Annotated in this window: 22 protein-coding genes and 1 pseudogene; 9 read left to right on the top strand and 14 right to left on the bottom strand. The window is 68.9% G+C overall.

Annotation, left to right across the window (positions count from 1 at the left end; all coding sequences use genetic code 11):
- The first annotated feature begins 758 nt into the window (after positions 1–758).
- On the top strand, positions 759–1,061 hold the full coding sequence (locus tag MJQ72_RS17640) for a hypothetical protein (RefSeq protein ID WP_240600361.1): 303 nt from the start codon (positions 759–761) through the stop codon (positions 1,059–1,061).
- Positions 1,062–1,195: 134 nt separating this feature from the next.
- On the opposite strand, the gene MJQ72_RS17635 is transcribed toward MJQ72_RS17640, so the two are convergent.
- The gene (locus tag MJQ72_RS17635) at positions 1,196–1,624 is read right to left on the bottom strand and encodes a hypothetical protein (RefSeq protein ID WP_240600359.1); all 429 of its coding nucleotides are present in this window, start codon (positions 1,622–1,624) and stop codon (positions 1,196–1,198) included.
- A gap of 48 nt (positions 1,625–1,672) precedes the next feature.
- Between MJQ72_RS17635 and MJQ72_RS17630 the strand changes: the two genes are divergently transcribed.
- Positions 1,673–2,629 carry a helix-turn-helix transcriptional regulator gene (locus tag MJQ72_RS17630; RefSeq protein WP_240600357.1) on the top strand — a complete coding sequence of 319 codons (957 nt, stop codon included), beginning with the start codon at positions 1,673–1,675 and terminating at the stop codon, positions 2,627–2,629.
- Between the two features lie 4 nt (positions 2,630–2,633).
- Here the strand turns inward: MJQ72_RS17630 and MJQ72_RS17625 are convergent, their stop codons facing one another.
- A complete protein-coding gene (locus tag MJQ72_RS17625; RefSeq protein WP_240600355.1) occupies positions 2,634–2,957 on the bottom strand; it encodes a hypothetical protein in 324 nt (107 codons plus the stop codon).
- Between the two features lie 50 nt (positions 2,958–3,007).
- Between MJQ72_RS17625 and MJQ72_RS17620 the strand changes: the two genes are divergently transcribed.
- On the top strand, positions 3,008–4,219 hold the full coding sequence (locus tag MJQ72_RS17620; RefSeq protein ID WP_240600353.1) for a DUF3100 domain-containing protein: 1,212 nt from the start codon (positions 3,008–3,010) through the stop codon (positions 4,217–4,219).
- A gap of 172 nt (positions 4,220–4,391) precedes the next feature.
- Entirely contained in the window at positions 4,392–4,553 is a 162-nt protein-coding gene (locus MJQ72_RS17615; RefSeq protein WP_240600350.1) for a hypothetical protein, read from the top strand.
- Here the strand turns inward: MJQ72_RS17615 and MJQ72_RS45085 are convergent.
- The 6 genes and pseudogenes from MJQ72_RS45085 to MJQ72_RS17590 all read right to left on the bottom strand — a co-directional run.
- A pseudogene (locus MJQ72_RS45085) lies at positions 4,547–5,359 on the bottom strand (glycosyltransferase 87 family protein); the annotation flags it as partial. The gene MJQ72_RS17615 and the pseudogene MJQ72_RS45085 overlap by 7 nt on opposite strands.
- Positions 5,360–5,468: 109 nt before the next feature.
- Positions 5,469–5,726: a hypothetical protein gene (locus MJQ72_RS17610; RefSeq protein ID WP_037341666.1), complete on the bottom strand. Its 258-nt coding sequence runs from the start codon at positions 5,724–5,726 to the stop codon at positions 5,469–5,471.
- A gap of 17 nt (positions 5,727–5,743) precedes the next feature.
- The gene (locus MJQ72_RS17605; RefSeq protein WP_240600348.1) at positions 5,744–6,634 is read right to left on the bottom strand and encodes a diiron oxygenase; all 891 of its coding nucleotides are present in this window, start codon (positions 6,632–6,634) and stop codon (positions 5,744–5,746) included.
- Positions 6,631–7,512: a crotonase/enoyl-CoA hydratase family protein gene (locus MJQ72_RS17600; protein ID WP_240600345.1), complete on the bottom strand. Its 882-nt coding sequence runs from the start codon at positions 7,510–7,512 to the stop codon at positions 6,631–6,633. The genes MJQ72_RS17605 and MJQ72_RS17600 overlap by 4 nt, the downstream gene beginning before the upstream one ends.
- Positions 7,502–8,101 carry a TetR/AcrR family transcriptional regulator gene (locus tag MJQ72_RS17595; RefSeq protein WP_240600342.1) on the bottom strand — a complete coding sequence of 200 codons (600 nt, stop codon included), beginning with the start codon at positions 8,099–8,101 and terminating at the stop codon, positions 7,502–7,504. The genes MJQ72_RS17600 and MJQ72_RS17595 overlap by 11 nt, the downstream gene beginning before the upstream one ends.
- 99 nt (positions 8,102–8,200) lie before the next feature.
- Positions 8,201–11,770 carry a CARDB domain-containing protein gene (locus MJQ72_RS17590; protein ID WP_240600340.1) on the bottom strand — a complete coding sequence of 1,190 codons (3,570 nt, stop codon included), beginning with the start codon at positions 11,768–11,770 and terminating at the stop codon, positions 8,201–8,203.
- A gap of 259 nt (positions 11,771–12,029) precedes the next feature.
- Between MJQ72_RS17590 and MJQ72_RS17585 the strand changes: the two genes are divergently transcribed.
- Both MJQ72_RS17585 and MJQ72_RS17580 read left to right on the top strand, forming a co-directional pair.
- A complete protein-coding gene (locus MJQ72_RS17585; RefSeq protein WP_240600337.1) occupies positions 12,030–13,925 on the top strand; it encodes a translation factor GTPase family protein in 1,896 nt (631 codons plus the stop codon).
- A gap of 59 nt (positions 13,926–13,984) precedes the next feature.
- Positions 13,985–14,728 carry a GAF and ANTAR domain-containing protein gene (locus MJQ72_RS17580; RefSeq protein ID WP_240600335.1) on the top strand — a complete coding sequence of 248 codons (744 nt, stop codon included), beginning with the start codon at positions 13,985–13,987 and terminating at the stop codon, positions 14,726–14,728.
- On the opposite strand, the gene MJQ72_RS17575 is transcribed toward MJQ72_RS17580, so the two are convergent.
- Entirely contained in the window at positions 14,725–15,864 is a 1,140-nt protein-coding gene (locus MJQ72_RS17575) for a Gfo/Idh/MocA family protein (protein ID WP_240600332.1), read from the bottom strand. The genes MJQ72_RS17580 and MJQ72_RS17575 overlap by 4 nt on opposite strands.
- 151 nt (positions 15,865–16,015) lie before the next feature.
- Positions 16,016–16,378: a MerR family transcriptional regulator gene (locus tag MJQ72_RS17570; RefSeq protein WP_240600330.1), complete on the bottom strand. Its 363-nt coding sequence runs from the start codon at positions 16,376–16,378 to the stop codon at positions 16,016–16,018.
- Positions 16,379–16,442: 64 nt separating this feature from the next.
- Here MJQ72_RS17570 and MJQ72_RS17565 point away from each other — a divergent pair, with 64 nt between their 5' ends.
- The gene (locus tag MJQ72_RS17565) at positions 16,443–17,669 is read left to right on the top strand and encodes an MFS transporter (RefSeq protein ID WP_240600328.1); all 1,227 of its coding nucleotides are present in this window, start codon (positions 16,443–16,445) and stop codon (positions 17,667–17,669) included.
- Here the strand turns inward: MJQ72_RS17565 and MJQ72_RS17560 are convergent.
- A complete protein-coding gene (locus tag MJQ72_RS17560) occupies positions 17,590–18,486 on the bottom strand; it encodes a LysR family transcriptional regulator (RefSeq protein WP_240600326.1) in 897 nt (298 codons plus the stop codon). The two genes, MJQ72_RS17565 and MJQ72_RS17560, sit on opposite strands and share 80 nt — an antisense overlap.
- An 87-nt stretch (positions 18,487–18,573) precedes the next feature.
- Between MJQ72_RS17560 and MJQ72_RS17555 the strand changes: the two genes are divergently transcribed.
- The gene (locus MJQ72_RS17555) at positions 18,574–19,902 is read left to right on the top strand and encodes an aspartate aminotransferase family protein (RefSeq protein ID WP_240600324.1); all 1,329 of its coding nucleotides are present in this window, start codon (positions 18,574–18,576) and stop codon (positions 19,900–19,902) included.
- A gap of 59 nt (positions 19,903–19,961) precedes the next feature.
- Here the strand turns inward: MJQ72_RS17555 and MJQ72_RS17550 are convergent, their stop codons facing one another.
- The 3 genes from MJQ72_RS17550 to MJQ72_RS17540 form a co-directional block, all read right to left on the bottom strand.
- The gene (locus MJQ72_RS17550; RefSeq protein WP_240600323.1) at positions 19,962–20,570 is read right to left on the bottom strand and encodes a hypothetical protein; all 609 of its coding nucleotides are present in this window, start codon (positions 20,568–20,570) and stop codon (positions 19,962–19,964) included.
- Positions 20,571–20,773: 203 nt separating this feature from the next.
- Entirely contained in the window at positions 20,774–21,577 is an 804-nt protein-coding gene (locus MJQ72_RS17545) for an alpha/beta fold hydrolase (RefSeq protein WP_240600322.1), read from the bottom strand.
- A gap of 14 nt (positions 21,578–21,591) precedes the next feature.
- Positions 21,592–22,458, bottom strand: a complete 867-nt coding sequence (locus MJQ72_RS17540; RefSeq protein WP_396426953.1) for a bile acid:sodium symporter family protein — start codon at positions 22,456–22,458, stop codon at positions 21,592–21,594.
- A gap of 169 nt (positions 22,459–22,627) precedes the next feature.
- On the opposite strand from MJQ72_RS17540, the gene MJQ72_RS17535 reads away from it, so the two are divergent.
- Positions 22,628–23,653 (top strand): medium chain dehydrogenase/reductase family protein, encoded by a 1,026-nt coding sequence (locus MJQ72_RS17535; protein WP_240600319.1) that lies wholly within the window; start codon positions 22,628–22,630, stop codon positions 23,651–23,653.

The raw sequence follows: 23,653 nt of genomic DNA, 5'->3' as shown, positions 1-23,653 counted from the left end.
ATGTCGTTGGTGGGCTTTGTTGATGTGAGCCCAAGGCGCGCCACCGTGAGGGGCGTCCCTCGGCCGCCGCACTGACTTCCTTGTCGGCCGCGAGTGGCACGTGACCTGTGGATCTTCTGGCCTGCTTCGTAGCAGGCGCGACGAACCGGCTTGCTGCCGCGGCGCCTGCGACAACGTCGCCGAACCGTACCGGCAGCCCCGCCCCGCACCAGCCACGTCGTCATCATCGACCGGAGTACGGCTCGCCCGGCCTGGCGAGGCCTCGGACGGCTACTCACCACACGCCCGCTCCGCTGGATCTGTGCCGACCCGCGACTCGTCGCCGTGGTGCCGTTCCCCCACCGATCAGCCGTGGATCCCGCGGCCGGACCTCACCACACGCCGTCACGCAGCTCGGGAAGACCCTCGACATCGAGGGTTGATCGCGGAACGAACAGAGGACGCAGCCTCCGCGGCCTTGCCGAAGACGTCTGGGTGCCGGCGGGAGACGCCGAAGCTACCTCGCCAACGAGATCCCATGAGCTGAGCGGGTCGGCGCCGAGAGGCGGTGCGAGCGGACGAAGGATCGACAGGTGCGGTTAAGCTCCTCGCGCGACGATCACCTGTCCGCGTCGGGCGGATTACGTGCCGATCGACGCGCGAGGACTGACTTCCGAGCAGCTCCAGAAGCCCAAGGGCTTTATGCGACCACACGAAACCATTCGTGTTCATTCGTGGCTCCACTGGGGCGCGTTCAGCCACCGCAGATGCTGTCATGGATGCCCTCGCGGGGACTACTGCTCCGAGTAGTCGAATTTGTCGCAGGCGAAGTTTCGGACAATTCGCTTTCCGAAGAGTTGCACCACTTCGCCGAAGGGGGCTACAGCATATTTTCTCTCAGCGTATACACAAGCGAGCAAGCCGAAGAGATCATGACCGTGATCCGAGAGTCGCTCCTGCCCACGGTCGCCGAATGGTACCCGGGCGACGACGAAGCGTACGACTTCGTAACGGAGTTGGTCGATCTCGTGAAGCAGGCCCGAGAGCTCGAAATCGTGGCTAATTGTTCTCACCCGGGGTGAGAACACATTACACAAGGACGCACCCCGCGGCATGGCGCACAGTTTCGACACGAAGCCCACCCACGGTTTGTCCCGGATTTCCGGGTGCCGTCGGTGGGCTTCGGTCGTGGGTGCGGCCGGTTCGCGGCTACGCCTCAGCGGTTGTACTGCCATCCGCTCCGATAGCAGGTGTCCCAGCCGGCGTCGTCCACACAGACCACGACACGGACCCTGCCGAGCTTGGTGCCCGAGCTGTACTTCAGGTTGCTCCAGGAGCTCGTGGTGCCGCATCCGCTCTCGTTCCAGCGGTACGGCGTCGGGTCGATGGTCCCCATGCCGAGGTCGGCCTCGAAGAACACGTAGACCGGGTTGCCGTCGCATTTCGTGTCCCGCACGGCCATGTTGATGCCCGTCATCCCGCTGAACGTCCAGGTCCAGTTGGCCGATCCGTAGACCTCGCTCCCGGAGCCGGTGGCCGCGCCGGTCGCGGCCGAGGCGGTGCCCGTGAACGCCAGTGTCGCCGCCGACGCCACCACGGTCGCCGTGGCCGCCCGCCGCAGGTTCCTGCTCAGAATCCCCTTCATGGTCCCCTCCGTTGTGATAAATGAATGACGACTCCAGGGGGAGGCGTCATGCTTCGTATTCACTTCACCGGCCATGACCTGGCCCGTGTCCGCGTCGCGGCCGCACCGGATCCACTGTGGGAAACCGTTCTGGCCATGCAGAAACTCACGTTCGACGGTCTTCCCGCCTTCGCGCGCTGGCGGCGCCGGGTGCGGGAAGGGCTGCGGGAGCGCGACGCCCGGACCGCGGTGCGGTTCCTGCAGACGATCGCGCCGCCTGCCCGGTACTTTCCCGACTTCCTCACTCCCGCCGAGTCCGCGTGCGGGCTGAAGGCGGGGCTGGAGGCGCTCCGTGGGACGCCGTCGGACCGGCTCGGGCGCGAAGTCGGGCTGATGGCGAAGCAGACCCGTCTGCCGAGCTGGACACTCGGGCTCGCGGCGGGTGCGGGCGCGGCGCTCGATCAGGTCGCCGAGGCGCTCCAGATCGCCCACGACACCCTGGTCGCTCCCCAATGGACGACCGTCCGGACCCAGGTCGACGCCGACCGGGCCTTACGGTCGCGCCTCGCCGGCGAGAGCGGAACCCTCGGTCTGCTCGAGTCGCTCCGGCCGGCCTTCCGCTGGGAGGCCCCGGTCCTGGCCGTGCGTTACCCCATCGACCGCGACCTCCACCTCGACGGCCGCGGTATCCGGCTCGTTCCGTCCTACTTCTGCTGGGACACCCCGGTCGCCCTCGCCGACGACGACCTCCCACCGGTCCTCGTCTTCCCGGTGTCCCACGAGCACGAGCCGGCTCCCCTGCCGAAGCACCTGGCCACCCTGCTCGGCCGGACCCGCGCCGCCGTCCTGTACGGGGTCGCGGGCTTCCCCACCAGCGGCGAACTCGCCGACCGGCTCGGCATTTCGGCGGCCGCGGTTTCGCGGCACACCACGGTGCTCCGCGACGCCGGGCTCATCGCCAGCCGACGCCACGGGGCCGTGGTGCTGCACAATCTCACGCCGACGGGTGCCGCGCTGCTGGGCTGAGCACTCAGCGGGCGAGCCGCCACGGCGAGCAACTGTCCTCTCCAGCGTCGTCCTCGCAGACCCGGAACGACGTCACATCCGGGATCTTGACGTGGCCGCGGCCGATCTTCGAACCATTGCTGTCGCCGATGGTCGTACTGCGCGTGGCGCGGAGATCATCGCTTTCCGGATCATCGTTCCCCTCCCCTTGGCCCTCCGCGGGCATGGGGACAGCTTGCCGTCCGTCCCCGCCGTCCGGCGAGGCTTTTGCGCCAGAGCGGAAAACCGCAGACAGCGTCACCGCCGAACCGGCTTGGCGACCCGGTTCGGAAAGAGGATCTTCGGGCATGGTGGGTTCCTGGGGGGGGGGGGACGGCGGTCGCCATCGGGGTCACCACGGTGTGCGCGCTGGTCACCGTGGGAACGGAGTACGCGGGCGCGCTGGAGCTACGGATCGGCACGTTCGCGCTCGTCCTGCTTCCGCTTTTCTTCGCTTTCGTGATCACGGTCGCCCTCAACCTGTCGTTGTCCTGGCGGCGCCCGGAGGCCGCCGCACCGGTCTGGTCCTGTGCCGGGCAGCTCCTGCAACTGCTGACGGTGGTCTTCGTGGTGCGTGCCGGGGTCGTGCTGGGAACGGCGCTTCCCACGATCGTCGCGGCCGGGCCGGCGATCCTCGTGCAGAGCCTCGGAAAGGTGGGAACAGCGCTGCTGGCCTTCCCGGCGGCCCTGCTGCTCGGCTTCGGACGCGCGAGTATCGGCGCCACCTTCTCGATCGGCCGCGAACCCAGCATCGCCCTGGTGACCGAGCGGTACGGCATCTCCGGGCCGGAAGGTTCAGGCGTTCTCGCCACCTACGTCAGCGGCACGCTCTTCGGGTCCTTGTTCTTCTCCGTACTGGCGGGCATCGGCTCGACGATTCCGCTGTTCAGTTCCACGGCGCTGGCGATGGCCTGCGGGGTCGGCAGTGGAGGCATGACGATCTCCTGCGCGGGTTCGCTCGCGCACGGTTCCCTGGACCTGCCCCAGGACGACATCCTCGCGCTGGCGACGGCCAGTGACGTGCTGACCTACGTCACCACGGTGCTGCTGGCCGCCTTCGTCGTCCTTCCGGTGCTGGAGCGGCTGTACCGTTCCCCCGCCGCCGTGCGGAATCGGCTGATATCCGGGGGCACGGTCGAGCAGAAGGCGACCGTCGTGCCCTCTCGGCTGGTGACCGGCTCGGCCGTGACCGTGCTCCTTCTCGTCACCGCAGGATGGCATGCGGCGCCCGGGATGCTCTTGCTGTTGGCCCTCGCCTTCGGGGTACGGATCCTCGGCGACCGGACCGGCCGGTTCGTACCAACCGTGCTGTGGGCGGCGTTCGTCGGCGCCGCGTTGACCGTTCCGGGACTGCCGTGGGCGGCGACCATGCTGCGCATCCTGTCCGCCGTCGACCTGCTGACGCTGGCCACCGCCGTGCTCAGCTGCGTCGGTCTGTGCGTGACCATCCGGCAGCTGAGGATCCTTCGGACCTTGAGCTGGCGCGCGGTGGTCGTCACCCTTCTCGTTTTCGCCGGTTCCTTCTTCACCTCGGCCCTGCTGGCCCAGCTCGTCCTCGGGTTCACCGGATGAGCGGAAACCTCCGAAGTCCTCAAGCGAGCTGTCCACATCGGACGGACGGCGGCCGAGTACGAACAGCAGCGCCAGCGCCGTGATCAGGTAGGCATTGCCGACGACGGCTTGACCGACGTTCCAGGTGCGTTCGGCGCCGCCTCCACCGGGAACCACGGCGACGGTCCAGCCCGTGAACACGACGGCGGCCGTGGCCATCACCGGCCGCCTGGCGCACAGGTACCCGAGGGCGGGCACCACCCATACCCAGTGGTGCGTCCACGAGATCGGGCTGACCAGCAAGGCGCAACCGGCCGTCACCAGCAGAGCGGCGGGGTCGTCGCCCGCGCGGTGAAGCCGCCGGACGAGCCACATCATCACCACCGCGCAGAGGACGCCGAAGCAGCCGATCAGCACTGTCGCTGCTCGGCCCTCAGGCAGTGTCCTGGCGACGAAGCCTTGCCACGACTGGTTTCCCACCCAGCCTTTCATCTCCGCGAAGTGGCCGTTGAAGATCGCGGACGTCCAGTAGCGCACGGAATCCTCCGGCAGCAGGACGAACGCGAGCGTCGTCGCGCCGAGGAAGGCCGCCGAGGCGCGGGCCGCGTCGGCGATCCGCCGGACGAGCACGAGGTGGACGATGAAGATCAGCGGGATCAGTTTGACCGCCGCCGCGAGCCCGATCCCGATCCCGCGGAACCGTGAATCGCGCAGCAGCAGCACATCCGCGACCACGACGGCCATCAGGAGGAGATTGACCTGGCCGAGTCCGATCGTCTGCCACACCGGTTGCAGCGCGAACGCGCCGAGCAGCAGGAGCGGGAGGTACGCGCGCTCGGTGAAGGGCCGGAGCGCGACATAGAGCGAGGGCGCCGCCGCGATCGCCAGCAGGCCCCAGCACCATTGCGCCGGCAGCGCGGTCAGCGGGACGAAGAGCAGCGCGGCGAACGGCGGATAGGTGAACGGCAGTTCCGGCGCCCAGCCGGGCAATGCGGTCAGGGGTGCGTATAACGGCTCCCCGTGGAGCACGGCGGACCCACCGGCGCGGTAGACGGCCGAGTCGATCCCGAGCGGGGTGCCCGAAAGCCACCAGATCAGCGCGATCGCGACGAATACGGTGACCGCGAAGCCGACGGCGAGCGGGGCGTTGATCCGGACCATGGGGAGAACGATCTCCCCTTCGAGGCCGGGGCACATCGCCCGGCGGAACCGTCTTGGCCCGCTACCCGGGTACCGCCGGAGCGCGACCCCCTACCCCGGTACCACGATCTCAGCGCCGGGTGAGGACCCGCTTGCCCAGCCATCCGGCGTAGACGGCCAGCCCGGCGACACCGGCCTTCCGGGTCGGGCGGGCCGCGATCGCCAGGCCGATGGCGAGTTCGGTCGCGCCGTTGCGGTAGGTCCAGTTGCGGACGTCGTCGGCGAAGGCCATCTTCGTCACGGGTTCGAAAGCGGCCGGAGCGGCGAAGTGGGCGAGACCGGTCGCGGCGATGCCGAGGCCGAGGAGCTTGCCGGTGCGTGCGGACATGGAGGTGCCTTCCTTGTTCAGTCGAGGACGCCGGCGCGGCGCCAGAGCCGGCGGCTCGGGCCGCCGATCAGGCCGATCTCGGTGAAGTAGTCGACGGCTTTGGCCGCCCACGCGGCCTTGGTCCGGCGCCAGTGCGGATTCGCGGTGGCGACCACGCGGGCTTCACGGGGGTCGAGACCGACGGACGTGTAGGCCTTGGGGTGCAACAACTCCGAGGTCGCGACGTAGGCCATCCCGGCGATGGCCCAGCGGATCAGTTCGCGGCCGACGCGGCCGTGGCGGGCCCAGGCCCGGCCCAGTTCGTCCTTCGCGAAGCTGATGTGGCGTGCCTCTTCGATGACGTGGATCCGGGAGATCATCCGGATCATCGGCTGCAGGCTGTCGTCGCGCATCATCTCGCGTTGCATGCCGTCGGCGAGTTCTTCGACGTAGATGGCGCCGGCGAACAGCAACGCCGGGCCGCAGATCGCGCCGAACACCTTGCCCGCGCGGTGCGCAGTGCGGCTCGGGCGCCGGACGACGCCGCCGCTCTTCTCTATCGAGCGGGCGAACATGGTGCTGTGACGGCATTCGTCGGCGATCTCGGTGAGCGCGTACTGCGCGTTGTGGGTCGTCGGGTCACTGTTGTAGACGTGGCGTACGAGGCCCTGCATGAGGATCAGCTCGAACCAGATCCCCGACGCCGCCGCGGCCGCGGCCTCTTGACGGCTCAGTTCGGCGCGCTGCCGATCGTCGAGGCGCTCCCACAATTCGGTGCCGTACAAGGAACAACGTTCCGGTGCCTTGCCGTACGCCCCGTCGACCAGCGGTGCCAGCCAGTCGACGTCGACGTCCGGGTCGTAGGAGTGCCGCGCGGAGGAACGTTGCAGACGCTCGGCGACGCGCTCGCTTTCGGTGTTCGCGGTCATGACGACCTCCTCGGATCCGTGTGCTCCGGCAGCGGTCCGCCGCCGTCCGGGATGACCTGTCCGGAATCGCGGTAGGCCACCGCCGCGTGGAAGCCGTCGCGTTCGGCGAACTCGCGGAACCAGCGGCCTTCCGGGCTGTGCCGGGTGATGCCGTCGAAAAGCGTCGCGAGTGTCTGGGTGCCCGCCAGCCCCATGTTGTCGTAGGCCTGGTTGATCATCAGCTTCTGCATCACGAGCTGGTTCGTCGGCACGCCCGCCATCCGGTCGGCCAGTTCCTCGACGGCGGCTTCGAGCCGGTCCGGTTCCACCGCCTCGAGCGCGAGTCCCCATTCCGCCGCGGTGGTGCCGTCGATGGTGTCGCCGGTGAGCAGCATCCGCTTCGCGCGCTGGGCTCCGGCGCGATAGACCCACATCGCGGTCGTCGGGCAGCCCCAGACCCGGGCGGGCGGATAGCCGAGGCGCGCGTCGGCCGCCATGATCAGCACGTCGCACGACAGGGCGATGTCGCTGCCGCCGGCGATCGCGTGCCCTTGCACCTGGCAGATGGTGGGTTTCAGCGACCGCCACAGGCTGAAGAAGTCGTCGGTGTTGCGCTTCATCACCCGGTAGTCCTTGATCGGATCCCAGACCGGGCCCTGGTTCCAGCGGCCTTCGGCGTCTCCCTCGGCGAACTGTTTGAGGTCGTATCCGGCGCAGAACGACCGTCCTTCGCCGCGCACCACGATGACCCGGACCGCGTCGTCCTCGTTCGCCCGCTCCACGGCCCGCCGGATCTCGCCGGGCATGACTTCGTTGATCGCGTTGAGCCGCTCGGGGCGGTTCAAGGTCAGGTAGGCCTTCCGGTCTTGGACGCGGTACGTGAGCGTCTCAAACGCCATCGGAACCTCCCAGCGCGCGAAGGGTGAACGTGACCAGGTGCGGGATCGTGTCCGGGCCGCCGTCCCCGGCCAGGGGGCCGACCAGCATTTCCGCACCCGCTCCGACCAGTGCCGCGGCGGTCGCTTCCGCGTCCTGCGAAGGCAACAGCCCTCGCTTCACGCCGTCGGCGATGTTCCTGGCGATGACCTCGCGGAACGCGCGCCGGAAGACCAGGCGCTCGGCCTCGACCACGGCGTCGACCGGCTCGGCCAGCAACGCGTACGCCAGCCTCGGCGCCTTCAACGCCCGCCCGGCGAAGGTCTCGATCACGGCGACCACCCGCTCGCGGACGTCGCCGTGGGACGCGGCGGCCTCGACGGCGTCGACCTCGCGGGAGACCACCTCGCGGAAGACCTCGACGACGAGGTCGGCCTTGGACGGGAACTGCCGGTACACGCTGCCGGTGCCCACGCCCGCCCGCGTGGCGACCGCGGCCATGGAGCAGCCCGCGTAGCCCGTTTCGGCCAGCAGCGCGATGGCCGCGGCCAGGATCTCGCCTCGCTGCGAGTCCAGTCTGGCCTGCGTCTTCGGGGTCCGTCGGTACGGCATGGCAAGGAGTGAAGCACGGATTCCGCGCTTCGGCAACGCCCTGGGCCTCGTGAGTGGCAAGGACGGTTCTAACCGTCCTTGCCACTCACGAGGGGGCACTCAGTTGCGGTTGATGGTGAACGTGCTCGTCGTGTTCCGGATGTCTTCGGCGTTGTCGCCCAGGGTGAGCCCGGTGAACGTCGCCGAGCCGACGGCCGGGCCCTGACCCGGTTCCGGCAGCTCGTTGACCCAGATCCCGATCCCCGACTTCGCGTCGAACTCGTCACCGCTGCGGTGCGCGCCGGTGATCGACACGTTCGTCAGCACCGTGTCCTCGACCGGGTGCTCCGGCCGGTTCCCGGTGTACTTGGTCTGGAACATGATGCCGCTGTACGTCGGGCTCTGGATGTCCACATCGGACACCCGGATACCACGGAACTCCTTGGAGGCGGAGAACATCCAGATCGCCGGGAACGTCTGCTGTCCCCAGAAATGACCACCGGTGCGAACCAGTGAGACGTTCTGGACGGTCGTCGGCTGCGGACCGAATCCGAGGAACGGATAGCCGAAGTCGAGCGAACTGATCGTGATCCCCGAGTACGTCAGCGTGTCCGCGATGTAGAGGTTCCGGAAGGTGTTGCCGTACCCGCCGTACACCGCCAATCCGGCCGCACGCCAGGGAAGCAGCACGGTCAGGTTCTCGAACACGTTGTCGTACTGGTTACCCGCGTTGAGGTCCGTGGCGGCGAACAGCGCGAAACTGTCGTCACCGGTCGAGCGGGCCTCGTTGTTGGTGACCCGGTTTCCGGTGCTGCCGTTGGTGAAGTTGACCCCGTCGGCGAACATGTCGCGGATCCGCGAGTTCTTCACCGTCGTGTTGTCCACATTGGTCGCCCACAGCAGGCACATCTGGTGCTCCACCCAGATGTCGTCGATGGTCATGTTCGTGACGTTCGTGAAGTTGAAGACCTTGCCGGGGCCGTCGATCCGGGACGTGTAGTTCCCGAACACGGCGAATCCGCCGAACGTCGAACCGCTCGCGCTCGCCTGCGCGTCGAACCCGATGTCGGTGTTCTCCTGTCCGGCGGGCGCGGTGAACCTCGTGAACCACGGCCCGGCGCCGAGCACCGTGACCGGCTTGCCGTACACGGTGACCTTGTTCGTCATCGGATACTGCCCCGGCGGCAGGAAGACGCCGGTGAGGTTCGGATCCTGGCGGACCTTGTCCAGCGCGGCCTGCACATCCTGTTGGCTGAACCCGGCCGGGACGGCGTAGTGCGCCGGGTCGGGGTTCGCGGCCGCCGTGGCCAGCTCGAAGTTCACGAAATCGATCGCGTAGTTCAAGCCGTTGCCGGCGTCCTTCTGCAGCTTGATCTTGTGCCCGGCGGGCACGGTCGTGCCGAGCAGCATGCTGGCCTCGTCGTAGATGTGGCGGGCGGGCCCGGCTCCGGGAGAGTTCTGCGGAGAGGCTTCGGGGCCGTAAAGCCACGCGTGGCGCGAAGTCAGGTCGATGGCCTTCAGGAACGTGCCATCGACGTAGACGTTCAACGTCGAGTTCTGCCCGCCGCCACCCGCGGCGTCCGGCATCGAGAACCGGGTCACCAGGGTGTTCGTGGCCGCGCGGGTGGTGAATTCGACCGAGGCACCGGTCGAGTTCAGCGTCACCGCCTTGCGGCCCGACGCCTCCCCCGCGAGGTCGCCGATCTTCCGGTTCGGGCCGATCACGGACGCGCCGCCCGCGACCACACCGTCTTCGGCCTCGTACAGGTCGTAGGGCATGTTCGCGCCGCGGCCGACGAACAACGCTTGCGTGCTCGTGTTGTTGCCCTGTTTGGCGGGCAGCTCGTTGGCGTCGTTCGCGACGACGGTCTTGACCGTGTACCGGCCGTTCCCGGCGGTCCAGGTGCCGACGTTCACCGGCGGCGCGGTGGCCCCGGCGGCGATCGCGCCGGAGTACGAGCCGCTGAGCGTCTTGACGACGGCGCCGTTCTGGTCGGTGATCGTCACCGTGACGCCGTGGGCCCCAGCGGCCGAAGCGACCGTGCCCTGGTTGCGCACCGTGGCGGAGAAGGTCACGGTGCCACCCGGCGTCGGGTTGTTCGGCGACCAGGCGGTGGCCGCGACGAGGTCGGAACTCTGGACCGGGCTGACGACGAGCGCGGTCGCGCCGGTGTAGGAGTTGTTGCCCTCGTCCTGCTCGACGACGGCGTTGGCCTCGTCGACCTTCGCGGTGATCTGGTGACTGCCCGCTTCCCGGGTGCCGATGTCCGCCGAGACGGTCGCCGACGCTCCCGCGGCGAGTGCGCCGACCGGTGCCGTGCCGACCTTCGCCGTGCCCAGGTAGAGGTTCACGTTCGTCGCGCCCGACGCCGCGGTCCCGGCGTTGCGGACGGTCGCCGACACGGTGATCGTGTCGGTCTCCACCGGGTTCTCGGGCGACCACGAAACCCCCGAAACCGTGAGGTCGGGATTCGGGGCGGGGACGCCGAAGACCTGGAACTCCGCGGCTTGCCCGCCCGGGGCTCCGGAGTTGGCGGTGATCCGCAGCCGGACGTCGGCGGCGCGGCCACCGGCCGGGATCGTCACGGTGTTGCCGCTCGACGGGGTGAAGGTGTACGTCTGCGCGGGCACCAGCGTGGTGAACGCGGCCGCGCCCTGGTCACGCCCTTCGACCGCGATCGTCTGCGTCCGCTGGGCCCAGACGGGATCCGGGTTGAGCTTGACCACGACCCGGTCGAGGTCGGCGTTGGACCCGAGCGCCACGGTCAGCAGGTTCGGGTACGCCGCACCCTCCCAATAGGTGGCCGTGGAGTCGTCGTTGGCGTTGGCCGCGACGTAGGAGTGCTGCACCGAAGACGCCGTGATCGGCTTGCGCAGCGCGAGATTCGTCCCGGCCTGGGTACCGGTCCTCGTCACGGTGCCGCTGCTCGGCGACTGGTTGCCCGCCGCGTCGCGTGCCCGCACGGAGTACGCGACGGTCGCGCTTTCCGGCTGGTCGTCGGTGTAGGTCAGGACGTCACCGCCGACGCTGCCCCGCAACTGCCCGTTGGCGTACACGTCGTACCCCGTGACGCCGGTGTTGTCGGTCGAAGCCGACCACGTGAGCCGGATCTTGCCGCTCGACGGCTCGGTGTAGGCGAGGTTCCCCGGCGCGGACGGCGGTTGCGTGTCCCCGCCCGCCGGACCGTGCACCTCGAACTCCGAGAGCTGGGCCGCGGGCCAGCCGGTGTTGGCGGAGATGTTCAGCCGCACGAACCTGGTGTTCCCGGTGACGTCGAGGGTGACGGTGTTGCCCGTCGCCGGGTCGAACCGGTGGCCTGCCGACGGGACGAGATCACTGAAGCTCGCGCCGTTTCCGCTGCCCTGCACCGAGAACGTCTGGGTGCGGGCTTCCCAGCCGGAAGGCAGTTTGAGCACGAGCCGGGCGATGTTCGTGGCCGCGCCGAGGTCGGCCTGGATCCATTGCGGGAACTGGTTGTTCGTGCTTTCCCAGTAGGTCGCCTGGTTCCCGTCGCCGACGTTCGAAACGGCGTACCCGGGCAGCTGGCTGCTGGCGGTGTACGTCGCGTCGGCCGCTTCGGCGGCTGCGGCAGGGGGCGCCAAGGCCGTTGGGGGATCGGCCGCGGCGACGGCGGGTGGGGCCAGAAGAAGGGACAGGGCGGCGTACGTCAGAAGGCGCCTCGTTCTCATGACATTCCTCTGTTCCGGGAGGGGACTGAGCGGAATCTTCCTGACTCTTGTCATGTTCTTGCGCTGAATTGTTCGAGAATTACAGCTCATGGGCCGCCGCAAGTCAACGGCCCGGCCTAAATCGCGTGACCGGCCGGAAACACGCTGCTAACGTCCGGCCCGACCAGGTGCTTTCCCGGGAAGAAGGAGAACGGCGTGCGCCGAGCTGTCGAGTCCCCCAGCCGTATGGACCTCTCGACAGCCCTGGAGCCGTTCATCCATGGAGTACCTGAACCTCGGAATCCTCGCCCATGTCGACGCCGGTAAGACGAGCCTGACGGAGCGCCTGCTCCATCACACCGGCGCGATCGGCACCCTCGGCCGCGTCGACGCCGGGGACACCCGCACCGACACGATGGATCTGGAACGCCGTCGCGGTATCACCATCCGCTCGGCCGTCGTGGCCTTCCGCGTCGGCGACCTGCGCGTCAACCTGATCGACACCCCCGGCCATCCGGACTTCATCGCCGAGGTCGAACGCGCGCTGCGGGTGCTCGACGGCGTCGTCCTCGTCGTGTCCGCCGTCGAGGGCGTGCAGGCGCAGACCCGCGTGCTCATGCGCGCGCTCAGGCGGCTGCGGATCCCCGTGCTGATCTTCGTCAACAAGATCGACCGCGCGGGCGCCCGCCACGACGGTCTCTTGGCCGACCTCGCCGAACGCCTCGGCGTCGCCTGCGTGCCGATGTCGGAGGTCGACGGTCTCGGCACGGCGGCCGCGAAGGTCCGGCCGCGCCCGGTCGCGCCGTCGCCCGGTCTGGCCGAACGACTGGCCGAGCACAGCGACGCCTTCCTCACCGCGTATCTAGATGACAGCGTGACGGCCGAGGACTACCGGGCCGAGGTCGTCCGCCAGACCCGGCTCGGAGTCGTCTCGCCCGTCTTCTCCGGCTCCGCGCGAAGCGGCGAGGGGATCGCCGAGCTGACGTCGGGGATCCGCGAATTCCTTGCGGGAGCGGGAAAACCCGTACCCGACGACCGGTTGCGCGCCACGGTGTTCAAGATCGAACGCGGCCGCGCGCACGAGAAGATCGCTTATGTCCGCGTGTTCTCCGGCGAGCTCGGCGCGCGGGACCACGTCCGGTTCCGTCGCCCGGGCGGGGCGGCCGCGGCGGAGGCGAAAGTGAGCACGGTGCACGTCTTCGAACTCGGCGACGAGACCGTCGAGGCCCGCGCGAGGGCCGGCCAGATCGCCAAGATCACCGGGCTCAAGGAGATCCGGATCGGCGACCTCGTCGGTGTTCCCGAAGACGAGGGCGCGGCCACGCAGTTCCCACCGCCCGCCTTGGAGACCGTGGTGAGCCCGGCCGTGCCCGCCGAGACGGCGTCGGTGTTCGCCGCCCTGCAGGAGCTGGCGGAACAGGATCCGCTGATCACCGTCCGGCAGGACGACGAGACCCGCCGCATCTCCGTGCGGCTCTATGGCGAAGTGCAGAAGGAGATCATCGCGGAGACGCTCGCCACGCAGTACGGCCTCGACGTCGGCTTCAGCCTCACCCGGCCGGTCCTCGTCGAACGGCCCATCGGCACGGGACATTCGGTGTGGCTCATCACCGAGAAGCGGAATCCGTACTTCGCGACGCTCGGGCTGCGGGTCGGCCCCGGCGCCCCCGGATCCGGCCTGACCTTCGGCCTCGACGTCGAACTCGGCTCCCTCCCGCTCGCCTTCCACAAGGCCATCGAGGAGACCGTCGGCGCGACGCTGCGGCGGGGCCCCTCCGGCCGGGAGGTAATCGACTGCGTGGTGACCGTCACCCATACCGGCTACTTCAGCCCGGTCAGCGCGGCGGGCGACTTCCGCAAGGTCACCCCGTTCGTGCTGGCGGAAGCGCTGCGGGACGCGGGGACCGAGGTGCTCGAACCGGTCAGCCGGGTCGAGGTGGAACTGCCGGCCGGCTCGGTGCCCGCGACGCTTTCCCGGCTGGCCGAAGGCGGCGGGATCGTCACCGGTTCGGTGGTGCGCGGCGACCGGGCCGAGCTGACGGGCGTGCTCCCGCTGGGCGAGGTCGCCCGGTTCGAGCAGCGGCTGCCCGGTCTCACGCACGGCGAAGGCCTGATGGTCACCGAACCGGCGGGGCACCGGCCCGGGGTTAGCCCGAATCGGCCAATGCCCGGCTAGCCGGAACGAGTACGTTCTTGATGGTCGGCGAAATCCGCCGTCCGAGGGAAAGGGCCACGATGGATCAGTTTCGCGACACCGCTTCGGCGTTGCGGGAACTCACGGAGTCGATGCGGCTCGACGAGCCCCGCGACGAGTTGCTGGAACGGGTGGCGAAGAAGGTGGTCGGCCTCCTGCCGGGCGCGGACGCGGCCACGGTGACGCTGTACTCCGACAACGAACCGAGCACCGTCGCCGCCACCGACGAGTCCCTGCTCCCCTTGGACAAAGCGCAGTACAGCGCCGACGAGGGCCCGTGCCTGAAGGCCGCCGAGAGCGGGACGATCGTCCGGACCCTGCTGGACGCCGACGCGGCCGCCCGCTGGCCGGATTTCACCGCCACCGCAGAGCTGCTCGGCGTGCGGACCGCGCTGGCCTGCCCGTTGTTCGTCCCGGACGAGTCCCATTTCAGGCGGCGCGAAACCGAGCCGCTGTCCGGCGCGCTCAACGTCTGGAGCTTCCAGGAGAACGCCTTCGACCCGGTGGAGGCGGCCTTGGTCGCGATGTTCACCTCGGCGATCTCGGCGATCATCCTGACCGCGTCCCGCTGGGCCGCCGCCGAACGACAGGCGGAGACCCTGGTCGCCGCGTTGGAGACCAGGGACGCCATCGCCACCGCGAAGGGAATCGTGATGGCGCGTCTGGAGCTGAACGCCGAGGAGGCCTTCCGCTGGCTCACCGAGGCGTCGCAGCACACGAACCGCAAGATCCGGGAGATCTCGGTACTGATCGCGGAAGACCCGGGAGCGGTGTTCGGCCGCTAGGCCAGCGAAATCCGGCGGCCCTCGCGTGAGGACTCCAGGCCGGCTTCCGCGAGCCTGATGCCGCGCACCCCCGCCATGAAGTCGTAGGGGTGCGGGGCGTCCTCGACGACGTGGCGGATGAACTGCTCCCACTGTGCGCGGAAACCGTTGCCGAAGTCCTCGTTGTCCGGCACTTCCTGCCACTGCGAACGATAGGACCGCGTCTCCGCGAGGTCCGGGTTCCACACCGGCTTCGGCGTGGCCTCCCTCGGCTGGATGACGCATTTGTGCAGCCCGGCGACCGCGCTGCCCTTGGTCCCGTCGACCTGGAACTCCACCAGTTCGTCGCGGTGGACCCGCACGCACCAGGACGAGTTGAGCTGGGCGATGACGCCGCCTTCGAGCTCGAAGATCGCGTACGCGGAGTCGTCGGCCGTGGCCGCGTACCGGTCGCCCTTCTCGTCGACCCGCTCCGGGATGTGGGTGACTGCCTTCGCGGTCACGGCGTTGACGGCGCCGAAGAGGTTCTCCAGCACGTAGTTCCAGTGGCAGAACATGTCGACGACGATGCCGCCGCCGTCTTCGGCGCGATAGTTCCAGCTGGGACGCTGCGCGGACTGCCAGTCGCCCTCGAAGACCCAGTAACCGAACTCGCCGCGCACGGACAGGATCTGCCCGAAGAAACCGCTGTCGATCAGGCGCTTCAGCTTGAGCAGGCCGGGCAGGTACAGCTTGTCGTGGACGACGCCGTTCTTGACCCCGGCCGCCTCGGCGTGCCGCGCCAGCGCGAGCGCGCCTTCGACCGACTCGGCCACCGGCTTCTCGGTGTAGATGTGCTTGCCCGCGTCGATGGCGCGGACGATCGACTTCTCGCGGACCGCGGTCAGCTGCGCGTCGAAGTACAGCGGGAGGTCTTCGTCGCCGAGCGCGGCGTCGAGATCGGTGGTCCAGCGGGTCAGCCCGTGCCGGGTGGCGATCTCTTCGAGCTTGTCCGCGTTGCGCCCCACCAGGACCGGCTCCAGCTGGACCCGCGAACCGTCGGCCAGCTCGACCCCGCCCGCCTCCCTGATCGCCAGGACCGAGCGCACCAGGTGCTGCCGATAGCCCATCCGCCCGGTGACGCCGTTCATCACGACGCCGAGTTTCCGCGTGGTCATCCGTTCTCCTTTGAAAGCGCTTTCCTAGCCACATCCTGAAAGCGCTTTCTCACCCTGTCAAGAGCGATGTGCGCCGAAGGGGACTTTCCCCACATGAGACGCGGCGAAGGGCGCTTTACCCGCGTCAGATGAGGGGAAAGCTCCCTTCAGCTCACCGGCGGGCGCGGACGGCGACGAGGTACTCGGTGATGGCGTCCCGGTTGCGGAGCAGGCATTCGGCGCGCCGGGTCATCCGGTCGCGTTCGGCCTCCAGGGTTTCGAGCATCTCCGGGGTCGCGTCCGGGAAGTAGATCTGCCGGGGTTTGTCCAGGCACGGCAGGATCTGCTTGATGATCCTGGTCGGCAGCCCGGCGTCGAGCAGGCCGCGCACCTGGATGACCCGGTCGACCGACGGCTCGGCGTAGTCGCGGTAGCCGTTCGCCAGCCGCTCCGAGACGATGAGACCCTGCTCTTCGTAGTACCGCAGCAGACGGCGCGACGTCCCCGTCCGCTCCGCCAGCTCCCCGATCCGCATGTGCGCCACCTCACCCCGGCCGACTTGACCTTCACATCTATGTGATGGTTCGAGCATACGGAGCATGACTTCGAAACTCCCGCTCGGCGCGCTGCTCGCGCTGACCACGGCGGCGTTCGTCACCGTCCTGACCGAGGCCTTGCCCGCGGGCGTGCTGCCCGCGATGAGCGCCGGGCTCGGCGTCGGCGAAGCGGCGACCGGGCAGCTCGTGACGGTGTACGCGATCGGCACCGCACTGACCGCGATCCCCCTCTCCGCCGCGACCGCGGGCTGGCGCCGCAAACGCTTGCTCCTGACCGGGGTGGCCGGTTTCGCCGTCGCCAACACCGTCACGGCGTTGTCCACGAACTATCCCCTGACCCTCGGCGCGCGGTTCGTCGCCGGGATCGCGGCGGGCGTGGTCTGGGCGCTGCTGGCCGGCTACGCCCGGCGGCTGGCGCCGGAACCGATGCAGGGCAAGGCGATCGCCATCGTGATGACCGGTATCCCGCTCGCGCTCTCGCTCGGCATCCCCGCCGGCACGTTCCTGGGCGGCGTCTTCGGCTGGCAGGTGACGTTCTCCCTGATGTCGCTGCTCGCGCTCGGCCTGCTGGGCTGGATCGCGCTGGGCGTCCCCGACTTCCCCGGCCAGGACAAGAGCGGCAGGCTCCCGGTGCGCAAGACGCTCGCCGTGCCCGGTGTCGCCGCGGTGCTCTTCGTGACGCTGACTTTCGTGCTGGCGCACAACATCCTCTACACCTACATCGCCACCTTCCTCGACCACGTGTCGATGGGCGGCTCGGTCGATGCGATCCTGCTGGTGTTCGGCTTGGCGTCGATGGTCAGCATCTGGCTCGTCGGCGTCCACATCGACCGGCGGCTGCGGGCACTGACCGTCGCGGGCACCCTTCTCGTGGCGCTCGGGGCGACGATTCTGGCTCTGCTAGGCGAGAATCCGGCACTGGTCTACGTCGCGGTGACACTGTGGGGGCTCGGCTGGGGCGGCGTCCCGACACTGCTGCAGACCGCCGCCGCGCGGGCGGGCAACCAGGGCGGCGCGGCGGATATCGCGCAGGCCATGCTGGTCACCCTGTGGAACGCGGCGATGGCGGGCGGCGGGATCGCCGGCGGCGTCCTCCTCGACGGCTTCGGCGCGGAGTCGTTCCCCTGGAGTGTCCTGGCACTGCTCGTGCCGACGCTGGCCGTGGTGCTGGTGGCGCGACGACACGGGTTCACAGCGGCAGTTCCGGATGACTCCGGATCGCCTCGAGAACCAGGTCGACGGCGGCGCGAGGCGCGGACCCACGCCTGATCGCCGCGGTGATGGAGCGATCGACCGGCGTCGCGAGCTCGCGAGTCGCGACGCGGTATCGCTTGTCGACGGCGAGGCCGGGCAGGAGCGCGATCGAAAGCCCGGCCTCGACGTGCTGCAAGGTCATCATGTAGTTGCTGAACCGGGCGATCACGCGCGGCTCGAAACCGGCTTCGCGGCAGAGCCGGGTGGCGAGATTCGCCATGTACGACTGGGGGATGTCGAACGCCCATGGCTCGCTCGCGTAGGCGGAGAGGTCGGCGGGACCCCGCCCCACGGCCGGATGGCCGGGCGGGACGACCAGCACGATCGGGTCGGTCGCGAGCGGCACCAGATCGATGTCGGGCCCCAGCGGCTGCTCGACGAAATCCGTGGTCGTGATGATGACGTCGGCGTCGCCGACCCGGAGCGCGGGCATGCTCACGTGCGGTTCGAGTTCGAGCAGTTCGATCTGGAGCCGCGGATGCGAACGGGCCAGCCGGTTCACCGCGGGGACGGCGATGGTGTGGATCGCGCTCTGGAAGGCACCGAGGCGGACGTGGCCAGCGGGCCCCTCGCCGAGACCTCGCAACTCGGCCTCGACGGTGTCCATGTGGTCGAGGATCGCCCGCGCGCGGCGCGCCAGCATGCGCCCGGCCGGGGTCAGCCGGACGCGGCGGCCGGTGCGTTCCAGCAGCTGCGTGCGCGTCTCGGCCTCGAGGACCGCGAGCTGCTGGGACACGCTCGACGCGCTCAGGTTGGCCGCTTTCGCGACCGCGCGGACGGTGCCGAGCGTGTCCAGCCTGCTCAACAGGCTGAGCCTCCAAGGATTGAGCATGGCACCCATTGTTGTACGGATCAGCCGAACAGCACAGCCGGAATCGTGAGCTGGACGTGTCGCTCGGCGGGGTTTTACCGTCGGGACATGGCTGCTCCCCTCACCGACCTGTCCACCACCGACCGTTTCTGGGCCGACGCCGACCGGCATCTCGTGCGCTACGCCGGGGCCGGCGACTTCACCCGCGAGATCATCGACCACGCCGCCGGGAGCTACCTGTTCACCGAATCCGGGCGGCGGATCCTCGACTTCACGTCCGGGCAGATGAGCGCGATCCTCGGGCATTCGCATCCCGAGATCGTCGAGACAGTGCGGCGGCAGATCGGCTCGCTCGACCACCTGTTCAGCGGGATGCTGAGCCGCCCCGTCGTCGACCTCGCGCGGCGGCTGGCCGAAACCCTGCCTTCACCGCTGGAAAAGGCACTGCTGCTCACCACCGGCGCGGAGTCGAACGAGGCCGCGATCCGGATGGCGAAACTGGTGACCGGGAAACACGAGATCGTGTCGTTCGCCCGGTCGTGGCACGGGATGACGCAAGCGGCGGCGAACGCGACCTACAGCGCGGGCCGCAAGGGTTACGGCCCGACCGCGCCCGGCAACTTCGCCATCCCCGCGCCGAATTCGTACCGGCCCGACTTCCTCGGCCCGGACGGGGAACTGGACTGGAAACGCCAGCTGGACTTCGGGTTCGAGATGATCGACGCCCAGTCCGTCGGCAGCCTCGCGGCGTGCATCGTCGAACCGATCCTCAGCTCCGGCGGGATCATCGAGCCGCCGGTGGGCTATTTCGCCGCGCTGCGAGAGAAATGCCGTGAACGCGGGATGCTGCTGATCCTCGACGAGGCGCAGACCGGCTTGTGCCGCACGGGAAACTGGTACGCCTTCGAACGCGACGGCGTCGTCCCCGACATCCTCACGCTGTCCAAGACGCTGGGCGCCGGTCTCCCGCTGGCGGCGGTGATCACCAGCGCGGAAATCGAGCAGGAGGCGCACGACCGCGGCTACCTGTTCTTCACCACGCACGTCGCGGACCCGCTGGTGGCGGCCGTCGGGAACACGGTGCTCGACGTCCTCACCCGCGACCGCCTCGACGAACGCGCCACCGAACTGGGCGCCTTCCTCCGCCGCGGCCTCGACGACATCGCCGCCCGCCATCCCGTCGTGGGCGACATCCGAGGACGGGGCCTGCTGGTCGGCGTGGAACTCGTCGTGGACCGTGCCACGAAACGGAGTTCCGACGAACTGGGCGCCCTGGTCACGCGGCGCTGCCTCGAACTGGGGCTGCACATGAACATCGTGCAGCTGCCGGGGATGGGCGGGGTCTTCCGGATCGCTCCCCCGCTGACGGCCACCGAAGACGAGCTGGCGGAGGGGCTGGGGGTGCTGGACAAGGCGATCGGGGACGCCGGCAAGTGAGTGGATCGGGGTGGAGCGATGCCGGGCCGCCGTCACCGCTCCACCGCCGAACATGAGAGCTAACTCAGCCGGATGTCGTACTGGTACGGGCCCACACCGTCCCCTGGCAGCCGCACATATCCCTGATTCAGTTGCTCGGTCGACGTGGCCATCGCCAGGCCGTTGGAGATCCAATAGCCCGTAGGAATGTGGTCGCCCGCCCCCGTCCCCCCGCTGACACTGATGGTTCCGTCACCGTTGTTCACTGCCTCCATTCCCCAGTGCGAGCAGAACCCCTGGACGGCCGAAAAGTTCGCGCCTGTCCATTCGATCGCGGCGATTTTTCCCGGGCGAAGGGTGAAGTACTGCACTGTCCCGGCTTCACTTTGACCCGGCTCACCTCCACTCGTCGTCACGTAGACATCGCCATACGGTGCCAGTCCTGCCAAATCGCTCGCATACGGCCTTTCCGCCTGCGACTCACCGAAAACCAAGTACTGATTCGGCCAGATTTCGACCATCTCGGTGAACGCCGTGGCTCCGCATCGCACAACCAAGTGATTGGCTCCGGCGAAGACCTCGAACCCGATTTGGGTGGAAGCCGCGGCAAGCGCGTTCGTGAACGCTGCTACGTCTCCGGTGTACTTGATGGCACTGTAGGTGACGGGCTTCTTTACGTATCGGACCATTTCCCCTCCAGAGCGACTGCGCGTGGCACGAAGTCGGTCGTCGAAGGAATCGTGCGCGTTACAGTCCGCGCGATGGAGCCTGTTGCCGAATTCCGGCGACATCTCAGGTCGTGCGCCGACTCGTGGGTCGCCGCCGATCGTGTGGATTTTGGGACGTTGGATGCCCAGAAATCCACACGGTCGCAGCAAGCTACCAAGGTCACTCACGAGGCCCTGAACTCCCGAAGCAACCGCGCGACCTCGCCCGGCCGCTCCAAGAACGGCGAGTGCCCGGCACCTTCCACGACCTCCACGCGCGCCCCGACCGCCGAATAACGCGCGAAAGTCTTGTCACAGTCGTAAAAACGATCCCGCCGCCCGAGAATCACCAGGCACGGCAACCCCAACGCCGCCACTTGCGCGTCGAGAGGACGAAACGCGAGCAGTCGCGCGCGTTCCATGAGCACCACTCGCGCCATCGCGGGCGAAGTAACGGCGTGATCGGCAAGGTCCTGCAAGGGATCGCCGAACCAGTCCGAACGCCGGAACCGTGAAGCGAACCGCACCCACGGGCGGTGGGCCACGAGCCGCACGAGCGCGCTGACCATCGGCAGCAAAACCGCGCTGCCCGGCGGAAAGGACGCGTAGCCGTAGTCCGGCGCCTGCCCGATCAGCACCACGGACCGCACCCGTGGCGTGATCCCGGCCAGCGCCAACGCGACATCCGCGCCGAAGGAATGACCGGCGACCAGGACATCCTCGACGCCCAGCGCATCGAGGACGCCGGCCACCATGCGCGCCTGCGACACCGCGTCGAGCCCGGAAGAACCACCGGTGCAGCCGTGCCCCAGCAGATCCACGCGGATCACGTGATGCGCCGCGGACAGGCCGAGGGTAAGCCGGTCGAACCAGTGCACCGAGCCGCAATACCCGTGCAGCAGCACCATCGGCGGCCCGGCGCCGTCCTGGCGCACATGGACGGCGACACCGTTCACGTCGAGGATTTCGCCGATGGGGGAACGAACCACGCCCCCAAACTAGCTCAGACCGGCGCGCTCTCCTTGCTGCGGGACAACAGGAAGGCCGCGATCCCGGCGGGCAGGAACATGAGCACGCCGTAGACCCCGGCGGGCACGGCCATCGCCTTGTCGCCGAGCACGGAATACGCCACGGCGATCGCGAGGGTGGCGTTGTGGACACCGATCTCCATGGCGGACGCGATCGCCTGCCCGCGGTCCACCCGGAACAGCCGCGGCACGTAGTACCCGATCGCGAGGCTGAGCACGGAAAGCGCCAGCGCCACCGGCCCGAGGGTGCCGATGTTGTCCACCAGCGTCCGGAATTCCTGCGCGATCGCGGCCGCGATCACCAGCACGAGCACCACGGCGGAGCCGATCTTGACCGGTTTGCGCATCCGCTCGGCCCAGGCGGTGAACCGGCTCCGCACGGCCATCCCGACCACGACCGGGATCAGCACGATCGCGAAGACCTGCACGAACTTCGCGGGCTGGAGCCCGACCGAGCCGCCGCCGTCGAGGAATCCGGCCATCGACAGGCCGACCACCAGCGGCAGGGTGAACACGGCCAGCACGGAGTTGATCGCCGTGAGCGTGACGTTGAGGGCGACGTCGCCACCGGCGAGGTGACTGAACAGGTTCGCCGACGTTCCGCCGGGCGAGGCGACGAGCAGCATCATGCCGACCGCGAGCACGCCTTCGAGGCCGAACAGCAGGATGAGGCCGACGCAGATCACGGGCAGCACGATCATCTGGCACACCAGCGCGATGACGGCGGCCTTCGGGTACTTCAGCACCCGCGTGAAGTCGCCGACGGTCAGGGTCAGCCCCAGCCCGAACATGACGAGCGCCAGCGCTACCGGCAGGAGGATCGAAAACATCGCCGAACCCATCGAGGGGCCTCCGTCCGATATGCCCTTTTCAGATCGGCAATCGTGTCAAGCGGCGGGAACCCGGTCAAGGCACCGAAACCCAGCCGTGATCCCGCTTGACATTCCCGAGAGCAGTGCTCACTATAGTTACAAGCTATAACGCAACCGACAAGCACTCAGGGAGTACGGGATGAGCACGCTGACCGAAGTGGTCCTGCCGGGCAAGGTCGAGCCGGAAGGCCTGGAGCTGCGGGAACGCCCGCTCCCCGAACCCGGCCCCGGCCAGGTCGTGATCGCGATGGAGGCGACCGGCGTCTCGTTCGCCGAGCAGCAGATGCGCCGTGGCAAGTACTACGACCAGCCGCCCTTCCCCTTCGTCCCCGGCTACGACCTGGTCGGCACCGTGCTGACCACCGGCGACGGGGTCGGCAGCGCCCTCGCCGGCCGCCGGGTCGCCGCGCTGACGAAGGTCGGGAGCTGGGCCAGCCACGTGCTCCTCGACGCCGCCGACGTCGTGCCCGTCCCGGACGGCCTCGGCGCGGAAGAGGCCGAGACCGCGGTGGTCAACGGCATCACCGCCTGGCAGATGCTGCACCGCAAGGCCCGGGTGCGCGCCGGGCAGACGATCCTGGTCCACGGCGCGAACGGCGGCGTCGGCTCGCTGCTGGTCCAGCTCGCCGCGCACGCGGGCGTGCAGGTGCTCGGCACGGCGTCGAAGCGGCACCACGAAGCGTTGCGGCGCAAGGGAGTCATGCCGATCGACTACCGGACCGAAGACATCTCCGCACGTGTCCGCGAGCTCGCGCCCGAGGGGGTCGACGCCGTCTTCGACCACGTCGGCGGCGCCAGCGTGCCCGCTTCGTGGAAGCTGCTCGCCCGCGGCGGCACCCTCGTCTCCTACGGCAGTGCCGCGACGCGCGACGACGAGGGCTCCAAGCGGTTGCCCGTGCTCAAGATCCTCGCTCGCGTGCTGCTTTGGAACAGCTTGCCCAACAGCCGCAACGCGTACTTCTTCAATGTCTGGGCCGGACGATCCTTCGCGAAGAACCGGTTCCGCGCGCGCCTGCGCGAGGACCTCACCCAGGTTTTCACGGCGCTCGAGAACGGCACGATCACGGCCCAGGTCGCGGCGCGGCTGCCGCTGAGCCGGGCCGCGGAAGCGATGCGGCTGGCCGAGTCCGGCACGATCGCGGGCAAGGTGGTGCTCACGCCGTAA

The sequence above is a fragment of the Amycolatopsis sp. EV170708-02-1 genome, from assembly GCF_022479115.1.
Taxonomy (GTDB): domain Bacteria; phylum Actinomycetota; class Actinomycetes; order Mycobacteriales; family Pseudonocardiaceae; genus Amycolatopsis.
The sequence above is the reverse complement of the archived record's forward strand: the minus strand, read 5'-3'. Positions and strand labels throughout refer to the sequence as shown.